At 36.1% G+C, this 3031-nt stretch carries 4 protein-coding genes and 1 pseudogene; 4 read left to right on the top strand and 1 reads right to left on the bottom strand.

Annotated features, from left to right (window positions below; genetic code table 11):
- Window positions 1–201, top strand: a pseudogene (locus tag FJR38_RS27840) (IS110 family transposase); the annotation flags it as partial.
- A 171-nt stretch (window positions 202–372) separates the two neighbouring features.
- On the opposite strand, the gene FJR38_RS20545 reads toward FJR38_RS27840, so the two are convergent.
- A complete protein-coding gene (locus FJR38_RS20545; RefSeq protein WP_168539107.1) occupies window positions 373–1200 on the bottom strand; it encodes a DNA adenine methylase in 828 nt (275 codons plus the stop codon).
- A 197-nt stretch (window positions 1201–1397) separates the two neighbouring features.
- Here FJR38_RS20545 and FJR38_RS20540 point away from each other — a divergent pair, with 197 nt between their 5' ends.
- The 3 genes from FJR38_RS20540 (at window position 1398) to FJR38_RS20530 (ending at window position 2787) form a co-directional block, all read left to right on the top strand.
- Window positions 1398–1604 (top strand): DUF751 family protein, encoded by a 207-nt coding sequence (locus tag FJR38_RS20540; RefSeq protein ID WP_168491979.1) that lies wholly within the window; start codon window positions 1398–1400, stop codon window positions 1602–1604.
- Between the two features lie 126 nt (window positions 1605–1730).
- A complete protein-coding gene (rbfA, locus tag FJR38_RS20535; RefSeq protein WP_168491981.1) occupies window positions 1731–2120 on the top strand; it encodes a 30S ribosome-binding factor RbfA in 390 nt (129 codons plus the stop codon).
- Window positions 2121–2544: 424 nt separating this feature from the next.
- Window positions 2545–2787 carry a DUF4327 family protein gene (locus FJR38_RS20530; RefSeq protein ID WP_104387094.1) on the top strand — a complete coding sequence of 81 codons (243 nt, stop codon included), beginning with the start codon at window positions 2545–2547 and terminating at the stop codon, window positions 2785–2787.
- The last annotated feature ends 244 nt before the right edge of the window (window positions 2788–3031 follow it).

The raw sequence follows: 3031 nt of genomic DNA, 5'->3' as shown, positions 1-3031 counted from the left end.
ATTCTTTATATGGGTGCTGTTGTTGCTATGCGTCATAATCCTGTTATCAAAACTTTTTATGAACGCCTGGTTGAACGTGGTAAACCCAAAAAATTAGCCATTACTGCTTGTGTTCATAAAATGTTAGTCATTTTAAATGCGATGATTCGAGATCATCTTCCCTGGTCTGTTTCTCACGACTCACAACCAATTTCTGCATAAAGTTTCACTATCGTTTTTATACCTGCAATCTTGTTTGGTAATTTATGGCAATCTATAATTTACCTGTTTTGTTCTGCTTTGTTTTTCTCCTCTATTTTCTGACTTTTTTCCTAGACTTTAAATTTTTCCTTTACGATCGCTTGACAATCAAGACAGTCGCTACAATAATCTTTAATAAGAAGTTACTAATACTTCAGTAATCTTTCCTCGCTTTTGAGCATTAGAATTAATTGATCTAGCGGCTAATATGGTGTGAACAGAAAAATCACTATAAAGGTCACGAATAAATGGACAATCGGAATTAGATAGCATAACTTTTACGCCCCTATCAGCTAATTCTGCAAAGATATCCCTGAGTTTTATTTGCTGATTCTCATCAAAGGAAAAATGACTATAAGCTGTAAAATTACTGGTTTTACTGACAGGATAATATGGGGGATCAAAATAAACAAAGTCATTAATGCCAGTTGCATAATTTAGCACTTCATCAAAATTGGCGTGTTTGATTTCTACTTCTTTTAGTGCTTGAGATGCGACTTGCAGAACTTCTTCCTGACAAATACCAGGATTTTTATATTTTCCCACAGGTACATTAAATTTTCCCTGGGAATTAACCCGATACAGTCCATTAAAACAAGTTTTATTCAGATAAATAAACCGAGCCGCTTTTTCTAAATCTGTCCCACTATGATAATTTCTGACATCATAGTAATATTCTGCGTTATGCTCTTGTTTATGCTTTCGTAGAAGAGTTATTAATTCTTCGATATTATCTTTAACGCACCGATAGGTAGTAATTAAATCTGCATTAATATCACTTAAAACTGCTTTGGATGGTTGCATATAGAAAAAAATTGCGCCACCACCTAAAAATGGTTCATAGTAGGTATGATAATGCTTGGGAAAATAGTCTTTATATTGTGAAATCAGTCTAGTTTTACCCCCAGCCCACTTTAAAAATGGCCGGGGGTAAGTTTGTTTGGGAATTTGACTTACCATCTAATTGCAGTTAAGCTGAAAAATTATCTGTTGTATAACTCCAGTTGCTTCTTGCCAGAATGACTTACTGATTATTTTTTTCTGTTGTCTACTTTGTAAAGTATCATAAATCAAATAGGATGGCTATATATTACAATTAGGTTAAACAAAAAACTGTAAACAAACCTAAACTCTATAATAAGGCAGTCTAAATTCAAATGTTTGATGGATTTTGGGATAACGTCTTTCGCTACCCTCGATACTTGATTAGTATCGTCTTGGGCATTTTTCTAAACACCCTTGAGCCGCTGTTTCCACTGCTGAAACGTCCACTAACGCTAATTGCTATTATAGGCTTTTTTGCCGGCGGTCTTTTTTTCGTAACACTTACCCTCCGGGCAATGTTGGGGTTGAATACAATCTAGACTAGCACCAGAAAAGGGTTTAGTCTATTGGACTGTTGCTGTTGATTTTATCAATCTCAAGCACTGTCCGCTCTAACTTGCATTTAGAATCATGTTGTTTAACCTCTGTGAGAAGGCGGAATTTATATGGCTACAAATCGCCGCGTTTCCCGCGTTGCTGAATTAATTAAACGGGAAGTTAGCCAAATGCTACTCAACGGTATTAAAGATGACCGTGTGGGTACAGGAATGGTCAGTGTCACTGATGTAGATGTTTCTGGGGATTTACAACACGCCAAAATCTTCGTCAGCATTTATGGGACAGAAGAAGCTAAGGCGGAAACAATGGCTGGTTTAAAGTCAGCTACAGGTTACGTTCGCAGTGAACTGGGAGCTAGAGTGAGATTGCGTCGCACTCCAGAAGTGCAGTTTCTGGAAGATCACTCTATCGAACGAGGTACTAAAGTGCTGAACTTGCTAAATCAACTGGAACAGGAACGAACATCGTTAAAGGTGGATGAAGATATGGCTGATTAATTTCCGGTGATTTTCTGGTTGTTTTGAGATAATTATGGGTGTTATAAATCTTGTATCTTAGGATAGATGTTGAAGTCTGTAACTCCATATATATTATTACAGGTAGCGTTACAGCAAAGATAAATCCTTTTAATGGTTTTTACACAGGTTAATATGAAAAATGTTGAAAATGGCAATATTTAGGCTGGATAATTGTAGAATTAGCTCCTCTAATATTCGGAATATGAAGCTCAAATAGCATAATTGTCATGTTTTCTTGACAAACTTAACATTTCTTTAGATAATTTAGAGATGTATAGCGTCAAAATGATAATAGTTCCGTATAGCAAACTACAAAACCCTGGAGACAGGTTTAATTATTGCCATCTTTGTTCCTAGTTAATAACGGGAACGCTATCTAAATGTAATTTTGTGAGTAAAAACCATGAGTGTGAATACGGTGCCTTCTATCAATTACAATTACTACTCTCTGGACGTTATTCAGGATGAAGCACGTCGGTTAGTGGAAAGGGGAATGGTTGGTCGTCAGCAACCAATATATACTCTTTGCCAGTTTATTCCAGCTAGAGAGTGGGTTTGTGTGGAATGTGAATTAGAAAAGTGTGATTTTTTACTACGCGATCGCATTGGTGATCTAATCGGACGCGAAGAATGGGACAACGACTAATAATTTTGTTTATTTAATAAACTGCTGTTATTTTTTTTACCATACTTGTTTGTAGATCCTAACTATAGACAGGTATATTTTTTTCTATTTTAATTCAGCAAGCCCTAAGTAGGTGGGCGTTAAAAATTGTCGTTACTTCGACTTCGCTCAGTAACCTATGGCCAGGGAACAGGGAACAGGAAGAGAGTTTTGAGCGATTTTACTTTTCTTCACATACCTTTAATTTTTTCTGTTCACCTACTTA

It is taken from the genome of Anabaena sp. UHCC 0253, from assembly GCF_009712085.1.
GTDB lineage: Bacteria > Cyanobacteriota > Cyanobacteriia > Cyanobacteriales > Nostocaceae > Dolichospermum.
This window is presented reverse-complemented; position numbering and strand designations above follow the sequence as displayed.

Bases quoted from the DNA above. Each gene is read 5' to 3' on its own strand.
- rbfA (WP_168491981.1), top strand. From the start codon at position 1,731: ATGGCTACAAATCGCCGCGTTTCCCGCGTTGCTGAATTAATTAAACGG.
- FJR38_RS20545 (WP_168539107.1), bottom strand. From the start codon at position 1,200: ATGGTAAGTCAAATTCCCAAACAAACTTACCCCCGGCCATTTTTAAAG.
- FJR38_RS20540 (WP_168491979.1), top strand. From the start codon at position 1,398: ATGTTTGATGGATTTTGGGATAACGTCTTTCGCTACCCTCGATACTTG.
- FJR38_RS20530 (WP_104387094.1), top strand. From the start codon at position 2,545: ATGAGTGTGAATACGGTGCCTTCTATCAATTACAATTACTACTCTCTG.